Source organism: Coprococcus sp. RTP21281st1_F1_RTP21281_210402 (genome assembly GCF_040915325.1).
Classification (GTDB): domain Bacteria; phylum Bacillota; class Clostridia; order Lachnospirales; family Lachnospiraceae; genus Coprococcus; species Coprococcus aceti.
The window spans coordinates 206131-230377 of record NZ_JBCPDQ010000002.1 but is presented as its reverse complement, the minus strand read 5'-3'; the positions used below and the strand labels follow the sequence as shown (position 1 = coordinate 230377).

At 36.4% G+C, this 24247-nt stretch carries 26 protein-coding genes and 4 pseudogenes; 29 read left to right on the top strand and 1 reads right to left on the bottom strand.

All coding sequences use genetic code 11. The features are described from left to right. The first annotated feature begins 272 nt into the window (after nt 1-272). The 15 genes and pseudogenes from AB5150_RS03065 (at nt 273) to AB5150_RS02995 (ending at nt 12567) form a co-directional block, all read left to right on the top strand. Nucleotides 273-818 (top strand): RNA polymerase sigma factor, encoded by a 546-nt coding sequence (locus tag AB5150_RS03065; RefSeq protein WP_117688263.1) that lies wholly within the window; start codon nt 273-275, stop codon nt 816-818. Beyond that, nucleotides 787-1548, top strand: coding sequence for a hypothetical protein (locus AB5150_RS03060; RefSeq protein ID WP_117688264.1), 762 nt, complete (start codon nt 787-789; stop codon nt 1546-1548). The genes AB5150_RS03065 and AB5150_RS03060 overlap by 32 nt, the downstream gene beginning before the upstream one ends. Further along, complete coding sequence (locus tag AB5150_RS03055; RefSeq protein WP_117688265.1) at nt 1532-2419, top strand: ABC transporter ATP-binding protein; 888 nt, start codon at nt 1532-1534, stop codon at nt 2417-2419. The genes AB5150_RS03060 and AB5150_RS03055 overlap by 17 nt, the downstream gene beginning before the upstream one ends. After that, nucleotides 2406-3611, top strand: coding sequence for an ABC transporter permease (locus AB5150_RS03050; RefSeq protein WP_117688271.1), 1206 nt, complete (start codon nt 2406-2408; stop codon nt 3609-3611). Before AB5150_RS03055 ends, AB5150_RS03050 begins: the two co-directional genes overlap by 14 nt. Continuing rightward, entirely contained in the window at nt 3612-4316 is a 705-nt protein-coding gene (locus AB5150_RS03045; RefSeq protein WP_368291173.1) for a M15 family metallopeptidase, read from the top strand. It begins immediately after the preceding gene. A gap of 8 nt (nt 4317-4324) precedes the next feature. Beyond that, entirely contained in the window at nt 4325-4510 is a 186-nt protein-coding gene (locus AB5150_RS03040) for a cysteine-rich KTR domain-containing protein (protein ID WP_233435087.1), read from the top strand. A 471-nt stretch (nt 4511-4981) separates the two neighbouring features. Beyond that, nucleotides 4982-5446 carry an RNA polymerase sigma factor gene (locus AB5150_RS03035; protein ID WP_158561913.1) on the top strand — a complete coding sequence of 155 codons (465 nt, stop codon included), beginning with the start codon at nt 4982-4984 and terminating at the stop codon, nt 5444-5446. Nucleotides 5447-6048: 602 nt separating this feature from the next. Continuing rightward, nucleotides 6049-6417, top strand: coding sequence for a type II toxin-antitoxin system PemK/MazF family toxin (locus tag AB5150_RS03030; protein ID WP_015522551.1), 369 nt, complete (start codon nt 6049-6051; stop codon nt 6415-6417). An 89-nt stretch (nt 6418-6506) separates the two neighbouring features. Then, complete coding sequence (locus AB5150_RS03025) at nt 6507-6659, top strand: hypothetical protein (RefSeq protein ID WP_015522552.1); 153 nt, start codon at nt 6507-6509, stop codon at nt 6657-6659. 54 nt (nt 6660-6713) lie between these two features. Then, the gene (locus AB5150_RS03020) at nt 6714-8393 is read left to right on the top strand and encodes a recombinase family protein (protein WP_368291172.1); all 1680 of its coding nucleotides are present in this window, start codon (nt 6714-6716) and stop codon (nt 8391-8393) included. A gap of 61 nt (nt 8394-8454) precedes the next feature. Further along, nucleotides 8455-8700, top strand: coding sequence for a hypothetical protein (locus AB5150_RS03015; RefSeq protein ID WP_368291171.1), 246 nt, complete (start codon nt 8455-8457; stop codon nt 8698-8700). A gap of 29 nt (nt 8701-8729) precedes the next feature. Next, nucleotides 8730-9839, top strand: a complete 1110-nt coding sequence (locus tag AB5150_RS03010) for a nucleoside 2-deoxyribosyltransferase (RefSeq protein ID WP_055280230.1) — start codon at nt 8730-8732, stop codon at nt 9837-9839. A 58-nt stretch (nt 9840-9897) separates the two neighbouring features. Then, nucleotides 9898-10332: pseudogene (locus AB5150_RS03005) on the top strand (hypothetical protein). Between the two features lie 299 nt (nt 10333-10631). Further along, the gene (locus AB5150_RS03000) at nt 10632-11096 is read left to right on the top strand and encodes a hypothetical protein (RefSeq protein ID WP_055272221.1); all 465 of its coding nucleotides are present in this window, start codon (nt 10632-10634) and stop codon (nt 11094-11096) included. Between the two features lie 88 nt (nt 11097-11184). Next, nucleotides 11185-12567: a DNA cytosine methyltransferase gene (locus tag AB5150_RS02995; protein ID WP_055272223.1), complete on the top strand. Its 1383-nt coding sequence runs from the start codon at nt 11185-11187 to the stop codon at nt 12565-12567. Nucleotides 12568-12621: 54 nt separating this feature from the next. Here the strand turns inward: AB5150_RS02995 and AB5150_RS02990 are convergent, their stop codons facing one another. Then, nucleotides 12622-13371: a SinI family restriction endonuclease gene (locus tag AB5150_RS02990; protein ID WP_055272225.1), complete on the bottom strand. Its 750-nt coding sequence runs from the start codon at nt 13369-13371 to the stop codon at nt 12622-12624. 175 nt (nt 13372-13546) lie between these two features. Here AB5150_RS02990 and AB5150_RS02985 point away from each other — a divergent pair, with 175 nt between their 5' ends. The 14 genes and pseudogenes from AB5150_RS02985 (at nt 13547) to AB5150_RS02920 (ending at nt 24133) form a co-directional block, all read left to right on the top strand. After that, nucleotides 13547-14257 carry a hypothetical protein gene (locus tag AB5150_RS02985; RefSeq protein WP_055272226.1) on the top strand — a complete coding sequence of 237 codons (711 nt, stop codon included), beginning with the start codon at nt 13547-13549 and terminating at the stop codon, nt 14255-14257. Next, a pseudogene (locus tag AB5150_RS02980) lies at nt 14257-14475 on the top strand (DUF4314 domain-containing protein); the annotation flags it as partial. The gene AB5150_RS02985 and the pseudogene AB5150_RS02980, both read left to right, overlap by 1 nt. Nucleotides 14476-14825: 350 nt before the next feature. Continuing rightward, nucleotides 14826-15116, top strand: a pseudogene (locus AB5150_RS02975) (DUF6017 domain-containing protein); the annotation flags it as partial. 176 nt (nt 15117-15292) lie between these two features. Further along, nucleotides 15293-15715, top strand: coding sequence for a GNAT family N-acetyltransferase (locus AB5150_RS02970; RefSeq protein WP_055272531.1), 423 nt, complete (start codon nt 15293-15295; stop codon nt 15713-15715). Nucleotides 15716-15814: 99 nt separating this feature from the next. Next, nucleotides 15815-16558 carry a hypothetical protein gene (locus AB5150_RS02965; protein WP_044998366.1) on the top strand — a complete coding sequence of 248 codons (744 nt, stop codon included), beginning with the start codon at nt 15815-15817 and terminating at the stop codon, nt 16556-16558. Between the two features lie 85 nt (nt 16559-16643). Then, nucleotides 16644-16982: a hypothetical protein gene (locus AB5150_RS02960; protein WP_055272228.1), complete on the top strand. Its 339-nt coding sequence runs from the start codon at nt 16644-16646 to the stop codon at nt 16980-16982. A gap of 28 nt (nt 16983-17010) precedes the next feature. After that, nucleotides 17011-17304, top strand: a complete 294-nt coding sequence (locus tag AB5150_RS02955; RefSeq protein WP_055272230.1) for a hypothetical protein — start codon at nt 17011-17013, stop codon at nt 17302-17304. 51 nt (nt 17305-17355) lie between these two features. Next, a complete protein-coding gene (locus AB5150_RS02950; RefSeq protein ID WP_004853444.1) occupies nt 17356-17760 on the top strand; it encodes a lipoprotein in 405 nt (134 codons plus the stop codon). Nucleotides 17761-18185: 425 nt separating this feature from the next. Then, nucleotides 18186-19619 carry a phospholipase D family protein gene (locus AB5150_RS02945; protein ID WP_117875514.1) on the top strand — a complete coding sequence of 478 codons (1434 nt, stop codon included), beginning with the start codon at nt 18186-18188 and terminating at the stop codon, nt 19617-19619. An 18-nt stretch (nt 19620-19637) separates the two neighbouring features. Beyond that, the gene (locus AB5150_RS02940; protein WP_004851516.1) at nt 19638-20309 is read left to right on the top strand and encodes a response regulator transcription factor; all 672 of its coding nucleotides are present in this window, start codon (nt 19638-19640) and stop codon (nt 20307-20309) included. Then, a complete protein-coding gene (locus AB5150_RS02935) occupies nt 20309-21352 on the top strand; it encodes a HAMP domain-containing sensor histidine kinase (protein WP_055145211.1) in 1044 nt (347 codons plus the stop codon). The genes AB5150_RS02940 and AB5150_RS02935 overlap by 1 nt, the downstream gene beginning before the upstream one ends. A 33-nt stretch (nt 21353-21385) precedes the next feature. Then, on the top strand, nt 21386-22450 hold the full coding sequence (locus tag AB5150_RS02930) for an FUSC family protein (RefSeq protein ID WP_368291170.1): 1065 nt from the start codon (nt 21386-21388) through the stop codon (nt 22448-22450). Next, nucleotides 22440-22543 (top strand): annotated as a pseudogene (locus AB5150_RS02925) (CDP-alcohol phosphatidyltransferase family protein); the annotation flags it as partial. The gene AB5150_RS02930 and the pseudogene AB5150_RS02925, both read left to right, overlap by 11 nt. A 150-nt stretch (nt 22544-22693) precedes the next feature. Beyond that, a complete protein-coding gene (locus AB5150_RS02920) occupies nt 22694-24133 on the top strand; it encodes an ABC transporter substrate-binding protein (RefSeq protein WP_368291169.1) in 1440 nt (479 codons plus the stop codon). Nucleotides 24134-24247: the final 114 nt, after the last annotated feature.

The following is a 24247-nucleotide window of genomic DNA, read 5'->3' as shown; positions in this document are numbered from 1 at the left end:
TTATATTTTACAGAGATGTGGCTTCTGATTAAACGATGCGAAATCTCTTGTAACGAGAGATAAAATATCCTATTGCAAGAGATAAAAATTCATATTTATATAGTTGAGGACATGGGCTCAGATAGTTATAATAATAAAACGTGTTTGAGTTCATTCACATAATTCGAGAATAAAAATTTTGATTTGGACTATCCTTTTATGTGTTTCAATCGTTATACATTATAGAACGGGATAAAGATTTTGAACTTCTAATAATGGGAAAGGAGGATTTTGTGCAAAATGATTTTCTACTAATCAGAAAAATGAAACAAGGTGATGATGATGCACTTGATTTATTTGTCCACAAATATTATCAAGACATTTTAAACTATTGTCATTATCATTGCTCTGATAAAACGTATGCAGAAGATTTGGCACAGGAAACCTTTGTACATTTTTTCTCAAAATTATCTGATTATCATTATAGGGGAAAAACCTTGAATTACTTATATACGATAGCCAGCAATCTGTGTAAAGATTATTTGAAGAAAATAAAGGAGATACCTCTGGAAGAAAATGAAATAGTGGAAGAAAACCAAATGGAAAATATTCTGAATAAAATTTTGGTAGAGCAGGCTTTAAAGCAATTACCAGTTGAATTATGTGAAGTACTTACACTTTATTATTTTCAAGAGTTAAAACTTACAGAGATTTCCGACACATTACAAATAGGACTTCCTCTGGTAAAATATCGTTTACGAAAGGCGAAAATTCAGTTGGAGGAAGTTTTGAGAAAGGAGGAATATGATGAATTTGGAAGAAAGAATGAAAATGTATAAGGAATCTGTACAAGTCAAATCTAAAGAAGAAAAAATACAGGAAACAATCTGTAAATCAAAAAATGCTTTTTTTATGGCAGAACAAGAACGAACGCTTTCTTACCACGAATTTTTATGGACACAGCTTCGTGTGATACAAAAAAGATGGTGGGTTCTTCAATTTATGCTTCTGGTAGCGTTATGGATTGCCTTAAGTTCTATCCATGATGAAATATATATTAAAAGAAGCATGGGTGTAGCAGCGGCACTGTTTGTAATCCTTATTATTCCCGAATTGTGGAAAAACAGGTCATGTGAGTGCATGGAAATCGAAGCAGCCTCATATTATTCGCTTAAACAAGTATATGCAGCGCGCATGTTATTATTTGGCGTTACAGATGTTTTTTTGATTACTCTGTTTTTAGGAACCGCTTCGGCAGGGTTGAACATTGGGTTGTCAGAATTAGTTGTTCAATTTCTTTTTCCGCTTTGTGTTACTTCTGGTATCTGTTTTGGAATCTTATGCAGTAAATATTCATTCAGTGAAACAGTTGCTATTATTCTGTGCGTTATATGGAGTGCAGTATGGCTTTTTGTTGTTTTAAATGAAAATGTATATACAATGGTAACTATTCCTGTTTGGTTAGCTTTACTGGGAGCAACAATACTTTTTCTTATTCTTACTGTATGCCGTATTTTAAAGAACTGTAATCAATATTTGGAGGTGTCACTTGATGAAATTAGAACTTGATGGTTTAACAAAAGAATTTGGTGATTTTACGGCTGTAAATCATATAGACCTTACTATGACAAACGGTGTATATGGTCTTTTAGGCGTAAACGGAGCAGGAAAAACAACCTTGATGAGAATGCTGTGTACCTTACTAAAGCCTACAAGCGGAACCATATATTGTAATGGGAAAGATATTTTTAGTATGGATAGCGAATACCGTAAACTGTTGGGATATTTGCCGCAGGAATTTGGATTCTACCCCGAATTTACCGTAGAGGACTATTTACTTTATATTGCAGCCTTGAAAGGAATCCGTCCTGTTGTCGCAAAAAAACGTGTAAAAGAGTTAATTGCTAAGGTTGGTCTTTCAAAGGTAGCAAATAAAAAAATGAAAAAATTATCTGGCGGTATGAAGCGCAGGGCAGGAATTGCACAGGCTATGTTGAACAACCCGAAGATTCTGATACTTGACGAACCGACGGCAGGGCTTGACCCGAATGAAAGAATTAGATTCCGAAATTTGATTAGCGAACTTTCAGAGGACAGATTAGTATTATTATCCACACATATTGTTTCTGATATTGAATATATAGCCAATGAAATTTTGTTGATGAAAGACGGAAAACTTATGCACAAAGGAACCGCAGACGAAATAATAAATTCTATGACGGAAACGGTCTGGGAATGTTTTGTGGAAAAGAACATGGTATCTGATTTTATGAAAAAGTATAAAATTTCAAATATGAAATCAGAAGCAGACGGTGTTATCTTAAGAATTATTTCCCATGAAAAACCATTTGTAAATGCCCAAAGCGTAGAAGCTTCGTTAGAAGATGTATTCTTATATTATTTTGGAGAGAAGGCAGGTGATGAAAATGCTGCGATTTGAAATAAAAAAGGTGTTTTCTAAAACTAAAAACAGGATAACAATTATAGTTTTGCTTGTGATACTTATTGCGACCAGTATTTTAACGATTAACAGAGTTGAGTATGTTGACGAAAGCGGGAATCATTTAACAGGTATTTCGGCAGCAAAAAACCTTAGAGAAGCCAAAAACGAATGGTCAGGCTACCTGACGGAGGACGTTTTCCAAAACGTTCTTGAAGAAAACAGAAGTATTAACAATGAAGCATCATCAGATAGCATTGAGGAAGAAAATAAGAGATTTGCAAAGAAACAGGGGATTTCAACAATCAGAGATGTTATCAATTATGCGTTTAGCGAATACAGAGATTATAATGATTTTGCCATTGATAACATTTCTGATGATGAAGCCAGCACTGTCTATGAAAGAAGAATTTCTACTTTAAAAGAATATCTTGATTCTGGAGAAGAAACATTTACAGAAAAAGAAAAAAGTTTTCTGATTCAGCAATATGAAAATTTAGATACACCTTTTTATTATGAATATATGGACGGTTGGTCAGCATTACTGCAAAACATATCAACATTTATACTGATTTTGGCATTAGTGATAGGTTTTTTTGTGTCTGGAATATTTTCAGACGAATTTCAGACAAAAGCGGATTCCATTTTCTTTTCAACCAGATTAGGAAGAAATAAAGGTGTTCTATCAAAAATAGGGGCGGGTCTTACGATTGTTTCAGCTTTCTATGCAGCTTTTGTATTTTTATATACGTTTATTGTCCTTTCGGTGTTGGGAACAGATGGAGCAAACTGTCCGATTCAGTTAGATTTATGGAGAAGTGCATATAATGTGACATTTTTACAGGCATATTTGCTGATTGTGGCAGGTGGTTATATTGGCACATTGTTCGCTTCCATGTTAGCAATGCTGGCTTCGGCTCTGACACGTTCTACACCAACTGCAATCATTGTACCCTTTATTATATTATGTGCATTTCCGTTTTTAAGCAGAATTATTACTTTACCGGGATTATGCTCTTTCTTCCCTGACCAGTTATTAGAAATTTATTTGGATATTAAAGAAGCTGGACTTGTAACATTGGGAGGTAAAGTAACAACAATAGCAACCGTTATTGTTCCTGTATATGCCGTGATATGCTTGATTCTTCTACCTATACTGTATAAGGTCTACAAAAAAACGGAGATAAAATAAATGAAGCGATATACAAGACGAAAAAGCTATAAAGTGAAAATATTATTTAGCCTGCTGTTTTTAATAATCTTGTGTATGATGGCAGGCAAGGTACTTAATTCAGATTTTACATTACTCCCTCTTGATAACATAACACATCATGTTGCCAGTGGGGATAATGGTTGGAATCTGATTCTTGTAAATCGCAATAGTTATATTCCTGATGATTATAAAGTAGAACTTACAGAATTATCAAATGGGGAAAAAGTAGATTCCAGAATTTATCCAGAATTGCAGGAAATGTTTAATGACGCAAGGGCGCAAGGGTATGGTTTATTTGTCAGAGAGGGGTATAGGACGCAGGAAGAACAACAGCAGCTATTGAACGAAAAGATAGAAGCGTATGAAAATGAAGGAAAATCGAAGTCCGAAGCGAAAAAACTTGCAGAGCAATGGGTGGCAATTCCTGGAACCAGTGAACATCAGTTAGGAATTGCGGTTGATATAAATGCTGACACTACAAAAAGTTCAAGTGATGATGTATATAGCTGGCTTGCGGAAAATGCTCATAAATATGGCTTTATAAAGCGTTACCCCTCAGATAAAACAGATATAACTGGTGTCATAAACGAACCTTGGCATTATAGATATGTTGGAAAAGAAGCCGCTTTGGAAATATATTCTCAGGGAATGTGTTTAGAGGAATATATAGATACGCTGGAATAGAATGGAGGTTGAGGTATATGGAATGGGTGTATTGCCCTATTTGCAAAAATAAAACTCGAACTAAAATACGAAAAGATACAGAGTTGATAAACTTTCCTTTGTTCTGTCCGAAGTGTAAACAAGAAAGTGTAATCAATGTGACAAAACAAAAAATAACAGTTGTAGAGCCAGACGCTAAGACGCAGAGCCGATGAACTTGTGAAATGAAATCACAGTTTGTCGGCTCTGTTTTTATATAATCACAGGTAGGACAAGCCCACCGAATAAAAAAAACGGTGCTTTTGGTGGGCTGTATTGTCACGCTTAAATGAATGCCCCTCTAAACCCGTTTTGAGTTTGGAGGGATTTTTTATGTGTTGGTCTAATACCATCACGCCGCTGTTTATAAGAAGCGGCAACTATTTACATAGTATCACGAATAAGCGAGGATAACCTGTTAAAAAAATCCCTGCTTGGGCGTGGTACTCTTATACCTCGAAAGTAGATGTCAAATCTCTACAAAATAGAAGTGATTATGCTTATATCCGCATTGGCTTGACAGCCTTTGCGGATTTTTTCGTGTCGCTTTTTGTAAAAACGCAGGACAAGCCTAATTCTGGCGTTGGATGCCGTTCACCGCCTGCCAATCTGAATTTTTCAAAAAATTCAGATTGGAGGAAACAGAAGTGTTTGACAACACAAATCCCTATACAATCCGTTTCGAGGAAACGGACGGCAGAAAACGCTACTTTGTAGCATTTACAGATGGGCAGGGTAACTTCCGAGAAACAGAGGTTTCAAAGGCTGTTTATATGGAGTTTTGCCACTTTATCAAGCGTGAGCGTAATCTTCGCAGGTCTGATGAAAGGCATTTGGAGCAATCGGAACTGACCGAGGAAACGCTTTGCAGACGGGCGGTACATAAGCCAAAGCCTGTTGACGATGCGGTAAACGATAATATCCGAATGGAACGGCTCAACCGAGCAATTATGGAACTGCCCGAAATACAAAAGCGGCGGTTTATGCTCCACTTCGATTTAGGCTTAACCTATGAGCAGATTGGAGCTATGGAGGGCTGTACGAAAATGCCTATCAAGCGTTCTATTGACAGGGCGATTGAAAAAATTCGCCTTGCATTAAAAAACTTTTGATTTTTAGGGGCTACTTATAGCTTCTGAGTGTGGAAACAGGTGAAGGGATAAAAACCTTTGCCTGTTTTCCTTTGTGTGGCGAAAACGGGATTGCACCTTGAAAACTGAATACCCATTCGCCAAATACTTCCTCTTTGTGATTGTGATGAGCATAAGCGTGTGTAGCGATACGCCAAGACCTGCCGATTAGCAGAAAGCGTTGAAAGGTGGTGAGCGAGTAACTATCGACTCAAAATATCGGGCAGCTCCCGATTTCGCCATAACCCACAAAGAGCATAATGGTACTCCCGTCCAGTCATAGTCCGAGCGTGATTAAACCGTCGCAGGCAATGAGGGCGGCTCTGTCAGAACGACAGTTGGGGTGGAACCCCCGTGGCGTCAGTTAGCTGCTGACCGTTTGGCGACTTCCCTGCGTGTTATAACGCATTGCATTTCGGGGTGTCGAGGACAAATTGAAATGCTCCTATCATAAAGCCAAACGCAAGGCGGTCTATGGAAACAGAGTTTTGTTTTATGCTCTCCCGACCTTAAATACTTCCTTGTGTTTGGCTGCCTACATAGGCAGAAATCTCTTGCCTAAATTCAGATAGGAGGTCAAACAAATGGAGAAAACGATTAAGCGTGGGGATATTTACTACGCAGAACTTAACCCCGTTATCGGCTCGGAGCAAGGAGGTACACGCCCTGTACTTATCATTTCTAATGATATAGGAAACAGGCATAGCCCCACGGTTATCGTTGCCGCTATCACGAGCCGAGTACACACAAAGGCAAAGCTGCCCACCCATACTGCTATCAGAGATTTTGAGGGTCTTAACAAGGACTCTATTATTTTGCTTGAACAGATACGTACTATTGATAAGAAGCGTTTACAGGAATATATCGGTATGCTTTCCGAAAGTGAGATGGCAAGAGTTGATAAGGCTCTTGCCATTAGCGTTTCGCTGAACATACTAAAAGGTACAAATTGATGATTTCATAGAAATTCGCACATTGGTCATTTGATGGCTGTACTTCTATAATTGAGGTACAGCCGTTTTAATTTAGCGGAGGTAGACAGATGGAAGATGTAAAAGTATCTAATGGTGCAGATTGCCAACTTGAACAAAAATGTGACGAGAAAGAACGATTTGACAAATTTATGAATGTGATGGTGCAAATCGTAGAAAAGTACGGGCAGTCAGTTTTGCAGGATTTAGATTGTGTTGCGTAGAAATACGCAACCTTACATAGAAACATTTTCCTATATTTATTATGGAGGTGCAATATGAACAGAGAAGGAAAAAAGTGCGTTCTGTATCCAAGAGTTAGTACAGAAATGCAGGTTGATGGATATAGCCTTGAGGGTCAGAAAAACGGATTAAAACGATTTGCAGACCGAGAAGAAATGGAGATTGTCGGCATTTATGAGGATGCAGGAAAGTCGGGAAAATCTATTGAGGGTCGCCCTGCGTTTAAGAAAATGCTTTCTGATATTGGGAATGGATTGGAAATAGATTATATTCTGGTATATAAACTTTCCCGATTTGGCAGAAATGCAGCAGACATATTAAATTCATTAGAGTATGTGCAATCCTACGGCGTAAATCTGATTTGCATTGAAGAAGGGATTGACTCATCACAGACAAGCGGCAAACTGTTAATATCTGTCCTTTCTGCTGTTGCTGAAATTGAAAGAGAGAATATTATCGAGCAGACGATGAATGGTCGCAGAGAAAAAGCAAGACAAGGCGGTTGGAATGGCGGATTTGCTCCGTATGGATATTATTTGAAAGACAATCAGCTTTTAATAGAAGAAAGTGAAGCGGCGGCTATTCGCATTATATTTGAGAAATTTGCAGGCTCGGATATAGGGTACGGCGGTATCGCTAAATATCTTAATTTGCAAGGAATAAAGAAAATACCCCGACAGAATGGTACTTTGGAAAATTGGAGTGGTCATCTGGTGAGGCAGATATTAGACAATCCTGTTTATTGTGGCAAAATTGCTTATGGTAGAAGAACAAGGGAAAAAGTTAAAGGCACGAAAAATGAATATAAGCAGGTACACGCCGAAGATTATATATTAGAGGACGGGCAGCACGAAGGTATTGTCAGCGAGGAATTATGGCAAAAAGTTCACGCTAAGCGTGTAGCTACGGGAATAAAGCAACCGTCCAAAACAGGTAAGGATAGGTCGCACCTTTTAACTGGTGTGTTGAAATGCCCTCTTTGTGGAAGCCCGATGTATACCAATAAGCACGCTTGGACAAATAAGGACGGCACATATAAAGAAGTGTACTATTATATTTGTGGCAGAAATAAGCAGGAGCGTGGTCATTATTGTGAGTACAAAGCATCGCTAAGAAAAACAGATATAGAGCCGCTTGTTATCGAAGCAATTAGAGAGTTAGTAAGTGATAAGAGCTTTGCAAAGGAAATTAAAAAACGATTTGGTGTCCAGACCGATACGAGCAAAATAGATAAGGAGCTTGCAAATTATGAAAGTAAGTTGAAAGAGGTTGATTTGAACAAAGCCCGTTTGGAACGGGAAATTGACAATCTTCCTGCTGATGCAAAATATCGGGAACGAAAAATCCACGATATGACAATAAGACTTGATGGACTGTATGACACAATAGTGGAGTTGGAAGAACGAATTGAAGATGCAAAATTGCGAAGAAGCTCTATTGAGATGGAAGCAATCACGCTTGAGAATGTTTACAGAATTATGGAGAACTTCAGCAAACTTTATGCTATAATAAGTGACGAGGAAAAGAAAAGCCTTGTTTCCTATCTGATTAAAGAAATTCAGATATACCCTAACGGCACATCAGACAGGATTTTGAAGTCGATAGAGTTTAATTTTCCGATTTATCGTGACGGACGGGAGATAAGGAAACTTTTGTGGGAAAACGGTAATACCGTTGAGACGGTGTGTTCTTTTGTCCCACAAATCACCAGATAGCCATATTAATGTAACGGTTGAATTTGGAGAAGGCGAGGGAAAAGTACCACTGGATAAGATTGTGGAGCGAGCAAAACAACATCAGCCTGCTCCAAAAGCTACATATAAATTGATACAAGAGTATGTGGAAATGAAATATGGGTTTAAAGTACAGACCGCATATATCGCAGAGGTAAAAAGAGAATTGGGATTGCCGATGTATGATGCACCTAATGCGGCAGAGGGATTAAAGCAAACAAGGAAGCATCCGACACAGGAAAAGGTAAATGCAATTAAAGACGCATTAAATTATTATAATTTGATCTAATTTTTAAAAGAGAGAAAGGAGAAAAACGAATGGGAAGTAAACCAAAAGTGTTTGTTATTACACCATTTAATGAAGACTTTCTGGCATTGTATGATGAATTGAAAAGAATTTTTAAAGAAGATTTTGATTTTACAAATGCAGGAGATTTGGATAACCAACAGAATATATTACAGGATATAGTGGAAGGGATTCATCAAGCTGATGTCATTATTGCTGATTTGACAGGACTCAATGCCAATGTGTTTTATGAATTAGGACTAGCTCATGCTATGAATAAAAAGGTAATTATTATTACACAAGATCTTGGAGAATTACCATTTGATATAAAATCATATCGTGCAAACGAATACAGTTTGCAATTTAATAAATTGCCCAAACTAATAGAAGAACTGAAAAAATTGTTATTTGGTGCAATTGACAATAGTGTGAAATATGGAAATCCTGTTTCAGATTATATACCTGATTTCTACAAATGTGAGAATAGTATTTCTCCTATTAATAACCCGAAAGATATGGCTGATGAAGGCAACGGTGGTATTCAAGGTACAATTGATGATGAAGGTGAAAAAGGTTTCATTGATTATATTGCAGATATTGTAGAAAACTCAACAAAAATGACAAATGAAATTACATCCATGGGGAATGAAATGGATGAAATGGATATATCTATTAATGCTGCTACAAATGAGATTAATCGTGTAAAATCTCAAAGCGGTAATGTGGATGCAAGTTTTGTAAGAAATATTTGTCGAAAACTTTCTAGTCCCATAGATATATTTGCAGGAAAATTAAAAAGTCATGTAAATGAAGTGTCCAAATATTGGGATATAGTTGAAAATAGCTATCTTTCATTATTAGACAATCAATATGCTCAGAATGTGAACAATATTGAAGATCTATGTGAGTCTATGACTGCATTGGGGAATATGCAAAATGCAATTTATGGCTCCAATGAGAATATTGAAGGTTTTATCGGTGTATTACGTGGATGTTTGGGAATGGAGCGAAGATTAAACAAAGCAATTTCTTCACTTATATCTGAACTTGAAGAATATTTACAAATGACAGACACTATGTCTTCATCTGTTGATAGGATACTCAGTAAAGGCGAGATTGTTATAGATACTTTGAAGAAATAGTCGTTAATGTAACTATAATAAATTTTGGATAGATTGTTTGAGAAGGATGTGCGGTGCAATGGGAAAAGTTATTAAAGATACGCCTCATGCAAATGGAATAGATATTTGCATTTATACGCAAGACTTTGAAAATGAATTCATTTCATTGACTGATATAGCCAGATATAAAAGCGAAGATCCGGCCGCAGTAATACAAAATTGGATGAGAAATCGAGATGTTATAGAATTTCTGGGATTATGGGAAAGACAACAAAACAATGGAAAGATGAACATCCGTCTGTGAAAGGAAACATGAGGGATGTAGCAACACTGAATCAACTACTAGTACTTGCGAATTTGGAAAGTTATAATGCTATTTTGATTAATCAGGGGGAAAAGCCAGAAAGAACGAATGGAATTACTGCGTCAATTAACAGTACAGCAGTTGCAGACTTTGGAGACAGTGAGTTTAAATAATCTCCCGAGATTGGGAACAATCTCACAGAAAGATTAGGTTACAATAGGGTGTCTTGTGGGAAAAAGGTAATACCGTTGAGAGTGTAGTATTGATGTCAAGGGTGAAATAGAAACTATGGAAGAATGGCTTAAAATAAGGCTTTCAAGTACTTTTGATACTTGGGTTATTCGTTTATGTCTTATATAGAATGCTTAACTCGGGAACATATCTGTACAGTAAATGTTTCCATTGGAGTGTAGGCTTGAAGATACATTATGGATAAATCGTAGGGTTGTAGCTACGGAATAGATATCATAATGGTTTTGAAGTGAAATCGAAGAAAGAGAAAAGATGCGATGAGAACAATGTTATTAAGTTTCAAGGCAGATGTCTATAAGAGGGTATTGTCAGGAGAAAAAATATATGAACATAGACGTGTTTTTCCTAATGAAACGGTTAAAGCTTATTTATATGTGAGTGCACCTGTTAAGGCAATTGTCGGTATTATGACATTAAGTAACAAGGTCATGATAGAGTCTTGGAAGGAAAAATTTTCGTATGATAAAGCGGCTGTTGAACGGATAGATAATTATTTGAAAATGCATACGGTGGCGATGGAAATTACAAATTTTCAAAATACAAATATGATTCCGCTGGAACAACTTAGAAATGATCTTCCAGGGTTTGTTGTTCCACAGATGTATTATTATATTGAAGATTCCCTGTTACTTGAATATCTTGAAAATAATTTGAAACCAGAAGGTGAGTTGATTAAACATTCTTTTGAAAATATTACAAGTGATATGATATGCACTCACTAAAGTAAACAAATATGTAACTTGAAAACAGATATGAAAAATAGTATAATGGGTCTATAAAAATTTTCGAAAAGGAAAATAGCACAAACCAATGATTGATACTAATAATTTGCTTACTGCAGGTGAGGTTGCAAAAAAATTAAAAGTGACTGTTCAATCTGTGAGACTACTTATAAAAAATGGTATGCTTAATGCTGAAAGAGTTGGAAACCAATGGTTGACATCCATCGAAGACTTAAATGAATACATAGAAAAAAATGACGTGGTAATTGAACCGGATGATCATGAGCGGTTGAGTGACGATATTCCGGAAATAGTCGCATTGAGTTTTTTCTCAGGAGCGATGGGATTAGATATTGGAATGAAAAATGGTGGGATAGATGCTTTGTTAGCTTGTGAGTTTAATAAGGCTTGCAGAATGACTATTGCCAAAAATAAACCTGAAATTGGACTGATAGGAGATATTACAGATTTTACAGCAGAAGAGATTCTGAAAATGGCTAAGATACCAGAAGGAAGAAAGGTTGATGTGATTTTTGGTGGACCACCATGTCAGGCATTTAGTACAGCTGGGAATCGAAAGGCATTTGATGATGAACGAGGAAATGTTTTTCTAAAGTATTTAAGTATTATTTCGGAAATAAAACCAACATATGTTGTTATTGAAAATGTTAGAGGCCTATTGTCAACTCCTTTTAAGTATAAAGACATTGAAGAACCTATTAAAGGGGGCGCAATGATGATTATTCTTGATAAATTGAAAGAAATTGGCTACACGGTTTCATTTAATTTATATAATGCTGCGTATTTTGGGGCTCCACAAATTAGAGAGCGTGTAGTTATTATTGGAAAACTAGGTGGAGGTAAAGTCAGTTACCTTCAACCTACACATAATGAAGAAGGAACTGATGGATTGAAAGCATGGCGTACATTGAGAGATGCGTTTGATGATAATCTTCCAATGAATGTAGAACATCATTTTATTGAGTTTCCAGAGAAAAGATTAAAATACTATCGAATATTAAAAGAAGGACAATATTGGAAAGATCTTCCGTTAGACTTACAGAAGGAAGCTTTGGGAAAATCATTTTATTTGGGTGGTGGAAAGACAGGATTTTTAAGAAGATTATCATATAGCAGACCATCACCAACATTGGTTACTAATCCAACAATGCCAGCTACTGACTTGGCTCATCCAACAGAGGACAGACCATTAAGTGTTGAAGAATACAAGAGTATTCAAGAGTTCCCAGAAAGTTGGAAAGTTTGTGGTGGTATTTTGGATCAGTATAAGCAAATTGGTAATGCTGTTCCAGTAAAATTAGGTGAGGCAATTGCAAAAACTATTATTGATGATATGAACGGAATAAAGTACGAAAATACAGGTTTCTCGTATTCAAGATATAAGAACACCGATGAGATTTCATGGATGCAATTCATGAAAAAAGAAATGGAAAAAAGTAGAAAAAAATAGTATTTAATACAATGTTGTGGCAACCGTCATAGTGATTGGTTGCCACAAAATGTTTTATTCTTCAGAAATGATATCAGAATTAGCCTTGATAATTTGTTTTAGAAAATTTTGATAATCGTCTTCAGTCATTTTACAATTTGGTTTAATATCTGTAATAACATGTGAATTAATTATATCATTAAGTATATCCCATTTGTATGCTGGTAATATTTTGCCATTGCTTTTCCGAGAACCAAGACGATACCACTTTTCTATAGTAGTTCCCTTACGTACTTTGCTAGATGAACTGTTTTCGGTGTTGTTTTTATTTTTAATCTGTAAAAGTACGCTTCCATCAATTGAGCAAAAATCAATTGCTTGAAGAACGGTTCCGTTACACCATACCCAACCATACTTCTGTATATTATTGTTAATGTATTCTTCTAATAAGTTACCCTGAATATTTTCTGCACTCATAAAAAGATTGTGATATACTAGCATACGTTTTATTTGTTTTTTTTCTTCTCCAGTAGCATAGTATACGATATTTTCTAAAGCAGGATCATTGCAACTTCCTTTAGGAGATGCCTTTCTTTTGCTAGGTGGGTTTTGGGTAGCATCTACATAGCATTTAATCCATTTTTCTATGTAATCAGAACAAGATGATGCAGAACGAATATTGGGAAACAAAGCTAAATCCTCACTCTGTAAACCTACATTAAATATTATTCTTAATTCTTTTGAGTAAGGGTTGTTGGCAATTTTTTCATTAAATATTTCACTAATCTTTTCGATTGATTTTTCAAATTTATTAAGTGATGGCATATGCATTACCTCCTGATCTTATTTTTTACAGTTATTATATTACAATTATTACATATTTACAATAAAGTGTGTTTTGACAATGTTTTAAAGAGGTATGTGAAATAAATAGCTTGCTATTATGTGCCTTCAGAGTGATATATGTACATACCAAAAAAATCATAAGGAGGTACAAAACATGGTACTACATTTTTATGTAACAAAGGACAAACGAAAAGCTATGGTTCAGGCAATCGAGAAGGAAATCGGGGGTAAGGCAAAATACCTCGGAGTTCCTTCTTGCGCCTACGAAATTGGGAACTTTACGGTAGGAAAGAATGGCGAATTGGAATTCGGAGATTTTGATGACCTTGATGAGATTGCACCGATTGTTGATGCCTGTGTTTTGGCAACAGGGGTCAGCCCGGCAGAATGGAACAACAATGAAAAGGGGGCAGAAGAACCCGACAGTGAGCCGAATAAAGGGGCAGAAACGGGCGAGAGCCTTGGACTTACGGTTTCCATACCACTTGAAAAAGTGGACATGGGAAACTTAATAAGCCTGCTTGAAGCAAAAGGCGAACTGATAAAGAAAGCCTTGGGAATCGAGAATGTTCACATTGAAGAAAAAGACGAGGTTGTAAACTTCCCTTGGTTTGAAGCGGTAAAGCCGGAAGAGGCACTTGCCTACACTAAATTCATATCAGCCATTTGCGAGATGAGTAAAAAGCAGAAGAGAGTGACCGCAAAGCCAAAGGAAAATAAGAATGAGAAATACGCATTCAGATGTTTCCTTTTAAGGCTTGGGTTCATCGGTGATGAATTCAAGGCAGACAGAAAAATCCTTCTTTCAAAACTGGATGGCTCGGCTGCATTCAAGGCAGGAGCGAAGAAAGGGGGCGAGCAGTAATGTTTTTCCCACCAAGAGATGTTGTAAATAAGGTAAAGGAACAGTACCCGGCGGGTTCAAGAGTGGAACTTATTTCCATGAACGACCCATACTGAGATATTCCAAGTGGCACGAAGGGAACTGTTACAGAGGTGGATGACACAGGTACAATCCATGTGCATTGGGACAACGGATGCTGCCTTGGGGTTGTCTATGGAGAGGACTCCTGCAGAAAACTGAATACCGTGAAAGTCATCTGCTATAACGATGAGGAAGTATGGGACAGCCGGGAGGAGGCTTTGGAATTTTATATGAAAGCAATGGCGGGTTCCGAAGGAAGTGAGCAGGAACGATATGCCAAGATTGTGGCGGAACTTGCGATGGGAAAGGCTGTCTGCACGGATGGAGAAGAGTAGAAAACCACTGGAAAGATACACAATAAAAGGTGTGTATCTTTCCAGTAGTGGTATTCCAATTTATGTGCTTTAGAGTGATATATGTACACAACGAAAGCGAATACTTTTCAGGAGGTACATAGAATGAGCGAGAAAATCACAAACCAGATTGCAGAAATGAAAAAGCAGACCATCCTACAGAGAAGATGGACATAAACGAATTGGTGGAGCTGATGGTTGAGACCATAGCGGTTAAACAGACATTAATCCGTATCAATAAATATGATTTCCCATATGATGTTGTTCGGAGCATATTGGGGAAGATAGATTTTCATACGATGGAGTATGTGCTGGAATGCCTTCGCAACAATACTACAAAGGTACGCAACATACGAAGCTATATGCTCACGACACTGTATAATGCTCCTGTAACATGTAGTAATTACTATAAAGCAGAAGTAAACCATGACTTCTATGGTAAGTAACGATTCATAGCTGCTGGAAACAGCAGTTGACTATATATTTTTCGCCTTCCTTTCCTTTTGAGGGGCAGGAGGCACACCTGCCTCTCGTTTTAAGGAGATTGTTGCAAGCATGATTCTTTGATATAATCAATGCAACAGTTTTACAAATCGGAATTTATAGGAGGATATAAGTGTTTGTGGTTAGAAAAGCTAAGGCAAGTGATAGTGCTGCAATATGCAAGATTTGTGGCGAGGATTTAGGCTATACCTGCGGAATAGAATTAGTGCAGTCAAAAATGAAGAAATTGGATGATTCAAGAGAAATTGTATTCATTGCGGAAATAAATAATATGGTAGTTGGCTTTGTTCATGCAGAAAAGTATGATGTATTGTATTATGATACAATGGTAAATATTCTGGGCTTGGCAGTGGCTGAGGAATATCGTCATAAAGGGATTGGTAGTCTGTTATTGAAAGCTGTTGAACAATGGAGCGAAGAAAAAAATATTCACTTTGTTCGTTTGAATTCTGGAACCACTCGAGTTGAAGCGCATAAGTTCTATAGGACTAATGGATATAGAGATGACAAAGAACAAAAGAGATTTATTAAGAGGATATAAATAACAAATTCCAGTTTGTAGAATCAAGAAAATCGGAATTTAATGAATTAGTCACAAATTACGGGTAAGTAACAAGGATTTATGGAGAATTCACATAGTATGGAGTTTGAAAAATACAAAAAATATTTAATCAGTACTTGGTTGCCGGAGTATGAAGCAGAACATACGGAGAGAGATTTGATGGTGGAAGGGTGGAATATGTTATTAGATGAAGTTTTTTCACCATTGATTGCTAAAGAACTAGGCATGCGATATCTTGGTAATCGTATCTGGGCTGATGATTATTGCAATCATCGTCGCAGGGTATTAAGTCTATTCCAGCAAACTGATTTAGGTGGAAGCTTTAAGTGGGGATGGAACTATGATTTTATTCCCAAAATGTCAGCGAAAAAAGCAGTTTATGTTAGAACGGATAAGAGTATATTTACGCATTTTTTTGAAAACATTTGGGAAAACCATAATAAGATAGTTGAAGGAAAATGTCAAAAAGCAGATATGACGTTTAATCGCTGTTATATAGACAGTGCAGATTTTGAAAATTCTATGAGGCAAAGGGTAAAAGCGTATGAAGCTGCTTTTTATTATACTCTGCCTCTTATTAGATCCTTTTATGAAGAGACCAAAACCTATGAGCAAAGCATAAAAATGATAAACACCCTATTAGAAAGCTCTTACTATCGATTGATACAGGGAAATTATCTATATTTAACCAAAATATTTTTGCAACAATATGTGTCCTTAGGAGAAGAAAATGAGAAAGAGTTGCGAGAATTGTTTGTAAATGATAATACCAGAGAAAGCTTTTTGAAAAAATTTGCTCAGATACCAAAGGATTATAGATAGTCATGTATATTACGAACGGAATGTAGATTTGTATAACTTCCAGTTTTTAAAACTGAGAAATCGGAATTTTTGGAGGTATATGGAAATGAATAAGGAACAGCTATACGCAGCACAAACAGCAATGATTGAATGGTTATCTGACCCTCATGAATTAGGAAAAAAGCCTTTCAAAATTGAATGTGCAGGTGAATTTGATTTTAATGAAATGCATTATTACATTTTCAAATTCAAAGCGTCGTTGCTTGGTAAATGGCTTGTTGGCGTTTGTGGTGGTTTTGAAGATGATGATTTAGAACCATGCGGACATATTTTCAGCAATATGCAAGAATATAATGAAACTACTGCTAAAAATGAGTGTATTACAATGGTTGAAAATATTATGGCATACTGGAAAGAACAAGCCGCCAAATATAATAACCAATAATACAAATTTGAATTTGGAGGGGAATAACATGAATAGATTAGGTGTAAAGCTAATTCTTTCAATCGTTTCTTTTTTGGCAGTCAATATCTGGCTTATAGGTAAGGGTGTAGCAAAGGGCGCTGCTGACTTTTTCATATCTGCAACGGTTGAGGAAACAATACTATTTATCATTTTACAGCTATTAGTTGTACTGATATATTTTATATATCCTCTTACGGTAAAAAAATATAAAATCATTTACTGGTCTGTATCTGAAGCCTTAGTCATTATTACAGTTCTCTTTTGGGGAATATTTATTGTCGGTCCGATTTGGTTAAAATAAGCAAATTTCAGTTTGTAGAATCAAGAAAATCGGTATTTAAGGAGGTCTTGTATGAAGAAAATCGTATGTACAATGCTATGTATTATGCTTTTATTTGTTTTGAGTGCTTGTGGTGGAGATGTCAGTGAAGTAAAAACTCATAATGTTGAATCTGAGAGCTATTCAGAAGAGGATATTAAAGCCGCTATTGACACAATAAAAAAGGAGTTTAAGAGTGACTGGAAAGGATGCACTCTCACAGAAATTTACTATGCCGGAGATGACTGCACGAAAGATCATAAAGATTGGGCAGACAGAAACAATGCAGATGAAGTCATTGTTTTATTATCTTCATTCGATGTTGATTCATCTGGTGGAGACGGGTCTTTGAATCCAAATAGTACATACAGTGATTGGAAGTGGATTTTAGTTAGAACAGATGGCGGAAAGTGGCAGCATGTTGACCATGGATATTAAGTCAAATTCCAGTTTGTAGGGAACAACAGCTAAGACAATTTTATAATAAAACAGCGTCAGAGCATTTATGTGTAAAAGCATGAATGCTCTTTTTTGTCCTTTCATGGACAAAGAACAAGAAAGCAGCTTTTGGACAAATTGTCCAGAAGTTCAAATAAAAAAGAAGGAGGATACCTGATGTATAGCAAAAATGGTATTCCGTGGGTAAGACCACCCACACAGGACAGGAAGCATAGAGAAAATAATATCGGGAGGACAGAACAATGGTCGATGAATTGACGCAGGAGTCGTTCCAGACAGGAAAGGCGATTGTGACTGTCAGCATAGATCTGATTACTGCATGAAAAATAAATTTTGTTGAGGTTAAATTGAGATTGACTTTGTATTGTATAAGTATGAAATAAAAAGGAATCAGGTGATGTACAATGATAAAGCATAAAATATGTAAAATCCTTCTTGTTATACTGGCAATTTTTTTATGTGTGGCTTTTTATGAATTGCTCGGAATCTGCGTTGCATATAAAAAGCAGCCGGAAGTGTCCAATACAACCAAAAAAGAAACAAAAAATGGGTCATGGAACGAATGCAGTGAAAATACAGAACGGGCAGTAATCATAGAAAAGAATCCAGAAGCGCTTTTACAAAGAGTGCGTTTGATCAAGAATGCAAAAAAGGAAATTATTTTTTCTACTTTTGCATTTCAATCCGATGAAAGTGGAAAATTGATTTTAGGAGCACTGCATGATGCGGCAGACAGAGGTGTACATATTCGTCTGTTAGTAGATGGAATGGAGAGCTGGATTGATATGGAAGGAAATCCGTATTTCTATGGACTATCTTCCCATGAGAATGTTGAAATTAAACTGTATAATAAGGCCAATCCATTGAAACCGTGGAAAATGATGGGTAGAATGCATGATAAATATTTGATTGCAGATGGAAAGAGATATATTCTTGGGGGAAGAAATACACACAATTATTTCCTGGGTGATTTTCCGGGACATAAGAACTATGACAGAGACGTGTTAGTGGTTTGCGATGAACCTGAGAAAGAAAATTCAGTTAACCAGTTGTCAGAGTATTTTGAAACCATATGGAATCAGGAAGACAGTGGTTATTTTCATAACAATAAAAAACTGGCAAATAGAAAATCTGTAAAGAACGCAGTTTTAGAGCTGCAGAACAGCTATCAGAAATATTTTGAGGAGAATAAGGAAAGAATCTGCGAGACCGATTATACGGACGAAACTTTTGAGACAGAAAAGATTACATTAGTGTCAAATCCTATTCACACAGGTTCCAAAGAACCAGTAGTGTGGTATCAGTTGGGAGAATTGATGAAAAATGCAAAAAATCGTGTGAAGATCCACACGCCATATATTATCTGTAATGATATGATGTATAATACATTGGAGGAGATTGCAGAGAACGTTTCAGATTTTTCTATTATGACAAATTCAGTTGCGAATAATAGGAATCCATTTGGGTCTGCCGATTATGCGAAAAACAGAAATAGAATCTTAAGTACAGGAATTAATATCTGGGAATATGAAGGCGGTTATTCATACCACGGAAAAAGTATTCTGATTGACGATGATCTGTCTGTAATCGGTTCCTTTAATATGGACATGAGAAGTGCATATCTGGATACGGAACTGATGCTTGTAATACGCAGTAAAGATATTAATAAACAGTTGGAAGAGGGCATGATGGAATATGAAAGAGTGTCCCGACAGGTATTGGAAGATGGAACCTATCGTGATCCGTATCATGTAGAGCCAATTGAATTGACAAAGAAGCGTCAGAGAAACGTACTTTTGGTACAGCATCTGCTTGGATGGGCAAGATATCTGTTCTGATAAAGGAGGAAGAAGATCGTGTTTCAAATATTAATTGTAGAAGATGATAAAGAATTAAGCCAGCTATTCCAAAAAGTGCTTGAGAAGAATGGATATCAGGTCAAAAGTGCATCGGATGGAGCACTGGCATTAGAAATATTGGATAAAGAGTATATTGATCTGATCATTTCTGATATTATGATGCCGGTTATGGATGGTTATGAACTGGTGTCGGAACTCCGTTCAGCAGGATATCAGATACCGGTACTTATGATCACTGCGAAAGGTTCCTTTGATGATATGCGCCAGGGATTTCTTTCGGGAAGTGACGATTATATGGTAAAACCGGTAAATGTGAATGAAATGGTTTTAAGAGTCGGAGCACTGCTTCGCCGTGCACAGATACTGAATGAACACAAAATTGTGATCGGTTCAACAGAGTTTGATTATGATGCAATGACGGTTACAACTGATAAGGAAAGTCTTGTTTTGCCTAAAAAAGAATTCCTGCTTTTATATAAGCTTGCAGCTTCGCCAGGCAGAACATTTACAAAACAACAGTTGATGGATGAAGTATGGGGATACGAGACGGAGGCAGACCCACATACGATAGAGGTACATATAGGAAGAATCAGAGAGCGTTTTAAAGATAACCCTGATTTTGAAATCGTAACAATGCGTGGAATTGGATACAAGGTGGTGAAAAAATAATGGAACAAAAGAAAGAAAAAGGATTGCGGATCCGATCCTGTCTGACTGGTGCAATCTGGCTGGCACTTGTATTTTCAACAGTCATATCTGCTTTATTATTTGCTTTTTTGAATCATTTTTTTAATCTGCCGGGCAGCATACCTGTGCTTGGCTGGCTTTTGATTTTCAATACATTGATTGCAGGGCTGATCACTTCCTTTATTAATGCAAAGTTACTGGAACCAATTACCAGACTTAGTAAAGCAATGAAGGAAGTTTCTCAGGGAGATTTTGAACAGCATTTGGAAACGAACAGCCGTATAGCAGAAGTTGGAGAATCTTATCAAAGTTTTAACGTTATGACAAAAGAACTTCGTGCAACAGAGGTGCTGCAGATGGATTTTGTATCTAATGTTTCTCATGAGTTTAAGACCCCGATTAATGCCATTGAAGGATATACAATGCTGCTTCAGGGAGAAGAACTGTCTCCGGATCAAGAGGAATATGTAGAAAAAATCTTATTTAACACCCAAAGACTTTCCGGATTGGTTGGTAATATTTTGCTGTTATCCAAGTTAGAGAATCAGAATATACCAATGAAAAAAACAGAATATCGTCTGGATGAACAGATCCGCCAGGCATTTCTTTCATTGGAAACAAAATGGACAGAAAAAGAAATTGGTTTTCAGGTAGAATTGGAGGAAGTTAAATATACTGGGAATGAAGAACTTTTTATGCATATCTGGATAAATCTTTTGGATAATGCGATTAAGTTCAGCCCTTCAAAGGGGACAATTACGATGTTTCTGAAACAAGAACAGGATTCTGTTAAGTTCATTCTGGAAGATGAAGGACCAGGAATAGAGGATGATGTAAAATCCAGAATATTTGACAAGTTCTATCAGGTAGATGGATCTCATAAAGCAGAAGGAAATGGCCTAGGTCTTGCACTTGTAAAACGGATTGTAGATAGTGCCGGAGGAACAATCAAAGCAGAAAACCGTGAATATGGTGGATGCAGATTTGTTATAGAGCTGCCAAAGCAGAAAGATGAGATTATATAGTTTTAAGATAAATTAGAAGATGGGAGAATTTATATGACATTTTATCAGGAGTTGCAGTTAAATCAGGCAGGTTCTAAAAACCTGTTGAAAAAGAGTGAAACACTAAAAGAAAAATTATATCATATGTGGGTATATCTGGTGAAGATAGCTGTTACAATAGCATTTTGTTTTTTCTTTGTTAGTATTTTCAGCATCCTATTTGGAAATGAGAACAGCATTGTAGGTGTAGTAGTCTTATTATGTCTCATGGTGTTTAGAAATGCGGATCTGGGGATCCGTACCGGACAATCTACGATGCTTTTGGCTTTGTTCTTTGTAATTATGACTGTATGTCCGCATTTAGCAAATCAGTTTTCACCGGTATCGGGAATGCTGTTAAATATTGCGGCACTGGCTGTGTTGATTCTGTTCGGATGCCATAATCCATTCATGTTTAATCAATCTACATTGGTTCTTGGGTATCTGCTGCTATATGGTTATGATGTTACGGGAAAAAGCTATCAGATGCGATTAGTCGGAATGGCTTTAGGTGCAGCACTTACCTGCTTCGTATTTTATCGAAATCATAAAAACAGAACTTATAAAAGAAATCTGAAAGATCTGATACAAGAATTTGATATCACTTCTTCCAGAACAAAATGGCAGATATGTCAGATTTTATGCGTACCGATTGTCATTTGCATTGCAGAACTTTGTAATATGCCACGTGCAATGTGGGCTGGTATTGCGGCCATGTCCGTGATTTTGCCGTTTATGGAAGATATGCACTACAGAGTCCGTAAAAGGATTGTCGGAAATATTGCAGGTGTTATATGTTTTACAGTATTATATTTTCTGCTCCCTTCGTCAATCTATGCATATATAGGAATTCTTGGTGGAATCGGTGTAGGATTTTCAGCAAAATATGGCTGGCAGGCAGTATTTAACACATTTGGTGCTTTAGCCATTGCTGCAGATACTTATGGACTACAAGGAGCGGTTAGTCTTAGAGTGATTCAAAATGTTTTTGGTGTTGTGTTTGCTTTAGCATTTTGTGTTATATTTTATTGGTTTATGTCTAAAAAAAAGGAAAGTGAGGTGACCGTACATGCAGAGTGAAGTGAATCAGGAAGAAAATTTGAATAGAATTATTACGGTTCCTTATCTTCTTTCTTTTTTCGGCTTTGTCTGATTCCGGTAATTATATGGAGTTAACGTGAAAAATATGGACGTGAAAAAATAAAATGCTATAATAAAAAGAATTGAGACAAAGCAGATGAAAATCTGTGACACAAAGCTAAAGGGCTTGTAAAACGAAAATATTGAAATGTGTTTTAATCGAAAGAATAAGGAATTTGACGTATGCAAAAAACAAAATGTTATCTCGCCGCATTGGTGTCTGGTGTACTTTTAGTAACTGGTATTTGGGCTGGATATGGACAATCTAAAAAAAACGATCACCTTACCGTGTATCTGTGGGAAAATCGTTTAATGAAAAATATTGCTCCTTATATCCATGAGCAGTTTCCAGATCAGGATATTGAATTTATTATTGGAAATAATGACACTGATTTATATAGCTATTTTAAAGAGCATGGTGAGTTGCCGGACATCATGACAGTACGTCGATTCTCTGGAACGGATGCGCAGGATTTACAGCCATATCTAATGGATTTTGCTTCTTATGATGTGGTTTCTAAGTACTATTCCTATGCAGTGGAATATTATAAGGATACAGATGATGAAATTCAGTGGTTGCCAATCTGTGCAATTCCGCAGACGATTATTGCCAACAAGACACTGTTTGATCAGTATGGAATCAAAGTTCCGGAAAATTATGAAGAATACGTACAGGTTTGCCAGCAATTTTATGATAAGGGTATAAAACCTTACTCGATGGACCTTGCAGAAGACTGGTCAAATCAAGAAATAATTCAGGCGGCAGCGATTGGTGAATTTACAAGTTTGTATGGTATTGACTGGCGAAACAAAGCCGAAACTTCAGCTGGTGAAATAAAATTTGACGACGTACTATGGAAAAGAATTTTTTCGGAAACAAGTCAGTTTCTTAAAGATTCGCATTTTAGTAAAGAGGATATTAATGTTAATATTAATACAGGAACTCAGATGTTTGTTGAAGGAAAATCAGCAATGTTTCATGGACAGCCTACAGATATGCAAAAATTACAAGATCAGATGGATGCGGAACTAATTCGTATTCCTTATTTTTCACAGACTTCAGATAGTTCTTTTGTGTATATGTTCCCATCCTTAAATATTGCATTCAATAAAGAATTGGAAAAAAACAAGGAAAAACTGGATACAGCATTAGATGTGCTGGATTGTATGATTTCGGAACAGGGACAAAAACTGATTGCAGATGGAAGTGGTGTGATTTCGCTTAACACAGATGTTCCATCAATGATGCAGAATGTATCAGGCTTGGAAGAAGAAATTAAAGATACTTCTATTTATATCCGATATTCTGCTCAAAAATCATTCGATGCCAGTCTTGAAGCTGTTCACGGAATATTATCAGGAAAAATGGATGAAATGCAGGCTTATAATGCTTTTCGTAGTGCAATGAATAGTAAAGATTCAAAAGAAAAAAGTACAGTGAATTTTGAAAACGAGTATTCCATTCTTCTTACGGATACGACAAAATCTATTTTGAAAAAAATTAATCCAAAATGTGCTGTTGAGCAAATAGGGGATACAACATTATCTAGTGCATGGATTGCGGCCATGTCAAATGGGCAGCAACCGTCAGCACCAGAAGACTATATAGAGGTTGAAAAATAAAGTGCAAATAGAACAAGAGATAATTAAGAGAAAAAAAATAATAATGCCATTGTTTGTCATAATTTTCATTCTTTCAAGTTTTGTTTTTGTAAAGTTTCTGTTGAATAGGATGAA